Below are 5,949 nucleotides of genomic sequence, written 5' to 3' on the forward strand. Positions count from 1 at the left end.
GAACGGCTGGGGCGGTCGCGGGTGAGGTGGTGGGCGGCTGCGGTGCCGGGGCACGGCCGAGGCTGCGCAGGACCGCGTCGGCGGTGGCGGCTTGGGTGTCCCGAACGGCTACGGCTTCGGCGAGACGGCGGGCGCAGTCGAGGAGGTGGGAGACCTCGGGGGCGTCGATCCGTCGTTCGGGGTGGGTCAGCTGACGCAGACGTTCGCGGTGGACGGTGATGTTCCGCTCGGCCAGCGCGATGGTGTGGTGGCTTGCGAGGAGGGCGGCGAGCATGCCCGGCTCCCGATCGCGGGCGTGGGCTTCGAGGTGGGGCAGGGGCGCGCCGTACAGGTCCTCGATCCGCGCCGCCATCTCGGCGGCGGTGGGTGGGGTCAATGGAACGGGAGCTTTCATCCTCGACGCGGACGGGACGTCCCGGTGCGCCCGGGGGACGGGTCGGTGGAGGACAGAGTGGTGGTGACCGTGTGCTGCGCGAACCGGGTGGAACGGGCCGGCTGGTGGGGCGGGGGCAGGGTGCGCAGCAGGTTCTCCAGCGCGGTGCGGTAGCCGTCACGGGCGGAGAGCGCCGCCTCCAGCCACTGGGCGTCGAAGCGCAGGTTCTCGGCGGAGAGGTCGTTCATGTCGCGCTCGGGTGCCATCGCCCGGTGCACGCGGTCGCGGACCCGGGCGACCTGTTCCTCGGCCAGGGCGAGGAAGCCGCGCAACTCCAGGGCCCGGGTGAGGGCCTCGGGGATGTCGGGCCCGCCGGCCAGCTCGTACAGGTCGGCGACCGGTGCGTCGAAGACCTCCCGGAGGCGGGCGTCGAGGGTGCAGGGCTTGTCGCGGACGTTCACCGTCGGACTCCCGGCGTGGGAGTCGTGGCCGTGGTGGACCCGGGCGGGGCGGGGGTGGTCGGAGCCGGTCCCCGACCCCGGTCGAGGCCGGGGCGGGGCCGTTGCTCGGCGGTGGGCCCTCGCTTGCCGGGGGCCTCGGGGTCCAGCAGCCAGCGCACGACCATGGCGCGCCCGTCACGGGCGAAGACGGCGTTGTTGGCTCGCCGGGCGATGTCCATGGTGGGGTCGTCGATCCTGTCGGTCTGCGTCTCCATCGCTCGGAGAAGGTCGTCCTCCGCTGTGTCCACGGCGGCCTGGGCCTCGGTGAGCAGGGCGTGCCAGCGCACGAGCTCGGTGGCCTCGTCGTGGGCCTCCGGGGCCGCCGCGACCGCGGCCCTCAGCTCGTCCATGCTCATGTCGAAGCGGCGCTCGATCTGTTCGGTGAGAACGTCCACGACATCGTCTGTCCCGTCGGACACAGGGGTTTCCTTTCCAGGTGGTGAGCCATGGCGGGGAATGGGAAAACGGGGCGTCGAATCATCCCGACCCGGCCCCATCGAAGGACTCGCGGTGGCGGGTCGGGAAACGCGCACGCCGAATGAGGTTCTCCGAGAACCGGGAATGCGAAGAGATGCGGGCCGGGCGTTCCGTTGCGTCGGCCGCAATCAGAATCCGTGGATTCGCCGGTTTGCCCAACCGGCGGTGCCCGTCTATGTTGTGCGGCTTTCCGGGAAAAGCGCTCAGCGCCCGCGCCCCGCGGAGCGGTGGCCGACTCCCGGAGGAGCGCCGATCGGCTGCGGGCCCGGTCGGACCGTGGACCGGAAGGGGGGCGGTGGGGTCGCCTTTCCCGCAAGGGCATCCCCGCACCATCGGAGGGCTTCGGCGTGGGTGGTGAAGCCGCCCTCTCGAAGGGTGTGGGTTCGGGAGGCGGTGTCGACGGTCTCGTGCAGCACGCGGAACGGTGAGGGGCTGTGCTCGTCGAGGGAGCGCAGGATCACGACGGTCGCGGCGTGGTCGGGATCGTCGTCGGTGTAGCTGTCCAGGAGGGCGAAGTGGTTGCCCTCGTACGTGAGGCGGTCCTCCAACGCGCGGGTCGTCTCATCGGCCGCCGCTGTGCCCGTGTCCGGCGCCAGGCGGATCTTCTCGCGGGGACAGCCGCGGTGGACGAGCCAGGACTGGGCCATGGCGACCAGGGGCAGCGGTGCGTGGGTGAAACCGAAGGTCTTCTCGCGCAGGTCGCGCCACAGGTGGAGGGCTATGAGCTGGGGCTCGCCGGGGGTGCCCCAGGTGGCTGCGGCGTGGTGGAGCAGGTGGTAGCTGGTGCCCTCGGGGGTGTGGTGCTCGGCCAGGGGGATGAGGTCGGCGTGGTCGATGCCGATGGCGTCTCGGAACGCCTCCTCCGTCTGCTCGTCGGTGGCCCGGAAGCCGTCCAGTCGGAGGTCGAGGTGGGGTGGGTGCACGGTCCCCTTTCGGTGCGGGCCGGATCGGTGGGCGGGAAGCAGGGGCGGCGTGGCGGCGGTGGGTCGTTCCGTCCCCGGACCGGTCGAGCCGGGGGTGGGGTCAACGGAGAGGTCCGTTCGGGACGACGGTCGCGGGACGCGGCGGGCCGGGCATCGCGGGAGCCGGACCGGGCCGAAGAGGGAGGTGGTCGGTCAGCTGGGGAGAGCGGACCCGGGCGGCGTGGGCGCGGGCGCTCAGCGGCCGGCGGGACATGCCCAGGCGGATGCCGACGGTGTCGTAGACGTCGTTGCGGGCCCGGGGACGAACGGCGACGACGTGGACCTCCTCCCGATACGCGGAGGCCTGCGGTGCCGGGCGAAGACCGTAGACGAGGCGCCACTCCTTGTGGGGATCCACGAACAGCTTGCGGTATCCCTCCAGGTCCCCGGTCAGCCGAAGCCCCCGCCGCTCGGCGTTCACCACGTCCCGGAGATGGGACAGGGCGGTGTCGCGGACCTCGTCGGGGGCCCCGAGGAGGTCGGTCAGGGCCCGTGGGTCGAAGCTGAGGCCGAAGGCCGGTCGCCCGGCGCTCACGACCCGGACCCGGTCGAACCGGATGATCCGGCCTCGGCGGCGTTGGCCTCCTCCGTTCGGATCGAGGGCGGCGGGCCGGGCAGGAGCCGGTGTGCGGGACGGTCGGGGGAGGTCATGCACGCGGACAGCGGTCCGCCGGGGGCGCGGATCGCCGCGATGGTGTGGGTGAGGAAGTCCCGGTGCCACACCAGCAGTCCGGACGGGCCCGCCTCGGGGTCCTTGTGCTGCTGGTAGGCGAGCCACAGGGCGTGGAGCCAGGCCACCACGTCGTCGTGTTCCTGCCAGCGCGGGCACCACGGTGCCGCCGTGGTGACCTCCGCGCCGTAGCTGGGCATCAGGAAGTCGTCCACCCAGTCGGACAGGGCGTCGAGCTCGTCCTCGTACTCCTCGCCCTCCAGTTCCAGGATCGGGCGCGGTTCCGGTGGGGCCGCCGGCGGGGGCCCGCCGAAAGCGGGGGCCCCGAGGGCGGAGAACGGAGAGGACTGGGAAGCCGGAGCCGAGGCCAGGTGATCGAGCCGGCGCGCCTGCTGGGCGGACTGCTCCATCAGCTTCCGAACTCCGGCCTCGATTTCCTCCAGGTGCGTGTCGGGCAGGCGCGCCGGGGCGATCTCGCCCTCCCCGGGCGGGTTGTCGGGATCGGTCATGGGCGGGCGGGGTCTCCTTCGAGCGGTGGCCGACGGGGAAAGGCCGCACCGGGGCTTCGGGGCGGCGGCTCCGGGAGCCGGGTGGTCAGGCCGTGAGCACGAGGTCGTCGCGGGTGAGTGTCTTCCGGGCGGTCTCGGTGAGACGGTCCCTCGCGATGTCGGCGTAGTGTTCGGTCTTCTCCACCCCGATGAAGTCGCGCCCCTCCAGCAGGGCGGCCACTCCCGTGGAGCCGGAGCCGGCGCAGAAGTCGAGCACCGTGCCGCCCGGAGGGCTGATCTTGACCAGTTCGCGCATCACCTCGACCGGCTTCTGGGTGATGTGCCGCCGCTTGGAGCCCGAGGGCTGGGAGGCGGAGTACAGGCCGGGCAGGTAGACGGGATTGCGGGAGCCGTCCAGCGTCCCGTTGGACCCCCACACGACGAACTCGCAGTTCTGTGTGAAGCGGCCCTTCTGCGGTCTGGCCTGCGGTTTGTGCCAGGCCAGCACGCCGCGCCACAGCCATCCGGCCGCCTGGATCGCGTCGGTGGTGATGGGCAACTGCCGCCAGTCGGTGAACAGCAGCGCGGTGCCGCCGGGCTTCGTCAGGCGGTGGGCCTCGGTCATGAGCTGGGTGAGCCAGAACCCGTACGAGCGCTGGTCCATGTTCTCGCCGGTGAAGTCGGCCAGGGCGTGCTTGGCGTCGGCCGAGGTGTACTTCTGCCTCGCCGAGCGGGAGGTGCGTTCCTTGGCGGTCCGGCCGCCGGAGTTGTAGGGCGGGTCGGTGATCACGGAGTCGACGCAACCGTCCGGCAGCGTGGTGAGCACACGCAGGGCGTCGCCCCGGTGCAGGGAAAAAGGCAAAGAGGTACCCCGATTCGGGTGGGGGAATTCGAGGGGACATCCCGTCGCCGGGGGAATTCGGGCGGGCCGGGTATCGGGCGCGCACACGTCCGGGAATCCGGGGGCCGGCGGGCGAGGGAGTTCCACAACGGTAGGGGCGATTCGGCCGCCGACCAAAACACTCCGGGAAGGGGGACGGATTCCGATCCCCCGTGCCGGCTTTTTGGTCGGCGGCCGATCCGGACCTACCGTTGTGGAACCGCCCGGGGAACACCGTCACCGGTGATGTCCCGTTGCGGCGGCTTCTCTCCGCCCATGGGGCGAGCGGCAACTCGTCCACGGGTCGGTAGCTCGTGATCGCCCCTCCCGGCCGCCGCGCCCCTTCCACCCGTCGCAGGCGTACGCGGCATGCCGGAATCCGCTGGTGAAGGAGACTTCGGTGACCTCTCGTTGCGCCCTGCCGCCCGCGTGCCGTGCCACGCGAGGGGGCGGGATCGGTTGAGGGGAATCGCCGCCGGTGTCGGCGTGGTGCTCCTCTCCCCCTTCCTCCTGGGGGGTGCGGCCATGGTGACGGCCCTCGCCGGCGAAGCCGTCGGCGGCTCCGCCGGCCGCTGCCTGTCCGACCCGGACACCGACGGGATCGCCGAGCGGGTCGCGGCGATCCTCGACGGAGCGGATGCCTCCGAGGTCGAGATCGAGGGGTTGGAGCTGCCCGGGGAGCAGATCCCGCACGCCCGGACCATCGTCGCCACCGGGATCGGTCTGCAGGTGCCCCGGCGCGGGCAGATCGTCGCGTTGGCCACTGCCGTGCAGGAGAGCCGGTTGCGGAACCTGGACCACGGGGACCGCGACTCCCTGGGTCTGTTCCAGCAACGTCCCTCACAGGGCTGGGGAACTCCCGAGCAGATCCGGGATCCGGTCCATGCGAGCGAGCGTTTCTACCGGGCCCTGCTCGATGTTCCCGGCTGGGAGCACATGAGCGTGACCCGGGCGGCTCAGGCGGTGCAGAGGTCGGCTTACCCGGACGAGTACGCCCAGTGGGAACCGTTGGCGACCGCGCTGCAGCAGGTGATCGCCGCCGGCTTCCCCGCCACGGCCCCGGACTCCTCCGAGGAGGACGTCGGGGGCGGGGGTGCGCTCCCCGGTTGCGATCCGGTCGACGGCTCCGGCTTCGGGGTCATCCCCGAGGGTGCGGTGCCCGAGGGGTACCGGATCCCGGCGACCGCCGATCCGCGGGCCCGCACGGCGATCACCTGGGCGATGCACCAGCTCGGAACGATGTATCAGTGGGGCGGCTCGTGCACTGCTCCGCACGGCCCGGACCCGATGGGGCGCTGCGACTGCTCCAGTTTGGTGCAGCAGTCGTACGCCAAGGCCGGTGTCGAACTGACCCGCACCACCTACACGCAGGTCAACGAGGGGCGGGCGGTCTCGCCGAGCGCGATGGAACCCGGCGACCTGATCTTCAACCGCGGTACCGCCGCCCGCCCCGAGCACGTCGGCATGTACCTGGGCGAAGGACTCGTCATCGAGGCCCCGCGCACCGGAAGGCCCGTGCGCATCACCCCCCTCGCCGACTGGGACGTGCTCGCCGTGCGCCGCGTCCTGTGACCCCGGTCCCCGCCCGGTCCTTCCCTC

Annotated in this window: 8 protein-coding genes; 1 reads left to right on the forward strand and 7 read right to left on the reverse strand. The window is 72.2% G+C overall.

Annotated features, from left to right (window positions below; translation table 11 throughout):
- The 7 genes from FOE67_RS13950 to FOE67_RS13980 all read right to left on the reverse strand — a co-directional run.
- A partial coding sequence (locus tag FOE67_RS13950; protein ID WP_182664133.1) for a hypothetical protein occupies window positions 1-376 on the reverse strand: 376 nt, incomplete at its 3' end.
- Between the two features lie 14 nt (window positions 377-390).
- A complete protein-coding gene (locus FOE67_RS13955; protein WP_182664135.1) occupies window positions 391-834 on the reverse strand; it encodes a hypothetical protein in 444 nt (147 codons plus the stop codon).
- Window positions 831-1,292, reverse strand: coding sequence for a hypothetical protein (locus FOE67_RS13960; protein WP_182664137.1), 462 nt, complete (start codon window positions 1,290-1,292; stop codon window positions 831-833). Before FOE67_RS13960 ends, FOE67_RS13955 begins: the two co-directional genes overlap by 4 nt.
- A 261-nt stretch (window positions 1,293-1,553) precedes the next feature.
- Window positions 1,554-2,273 (reverse strand): hypothetical protein, encoded by a 720-nt coding sequence (locus FOE67_RS13965; protein ID WP_182664139.1) that lies wholly within the window; start codon window positions 2,271-2,273, stop codon window positions 1,554-1,556.
- Window positions 2,274-2,373: 100 nt separating this feature from the next.
- Window positions 2,374-2,847: a hypothetical protein gene (locus FOE67_RS13970; protein ID WP_182664141.1), complete on the reverse strand. Its 474-nt coding sequence runs from the start codon at window positions 2,845-2,847 to the stop codon at window positions 2,374-2,376.
- Complete coding sequence (locus FOE67_RS13975; RefSeq protein WP_228473871.1) at window positions 2,844-3,392, reverse strand: DUF4913 domain-containing protein; 549 nt, start codon at window positions 3,390-3,392, stop codon at window positions 2,844-2,846. Before FOE67_RS13975 ends, FOE67_RS13970 begins: the two co-directional genes overlap by 4 nt.
- A gap of 184 nt (window positions 3,393-3,576) precedes the next feature.
- A complete protein-coding gene (locus FOE67_RS13980; protein ID WP_143625273.1) occupies window positions 3,577-4,332 on the reverse strand; it encodes a DNA-methyltransferase in 756 nt (251 codons plus the stop codon).
- Between the two features lie 477 nt (window positions 4,333-4,809).
- Between FOE67_RS13980 and FOE67_RS13985 the strand changes: the two genes are divergently transcribed.
- Complete coding sequence (locus tag FOE67_RS13985; RefSeq protein WP_182664145.1) at window positions 4,810-5,922, forward strand: C40 family peptidase; 1,113 nt, start codon at window positions 4,810-4,812, stop codon at window positions 5,920-5,922.
- Window positions 5,923-5,949 lie beyond the last annotated feature (27 nt).

It is taken from the genome of Streptomyces calidiresistens, from assembly GCF_014141525.1.
Classification (GTDB): domain Bacteria; phylum Actinomycetota; class Actinomycetes; order Streptomycetales; family Streptomycetaceae; genus Streptomyces; species Streptomyces calidiresistens.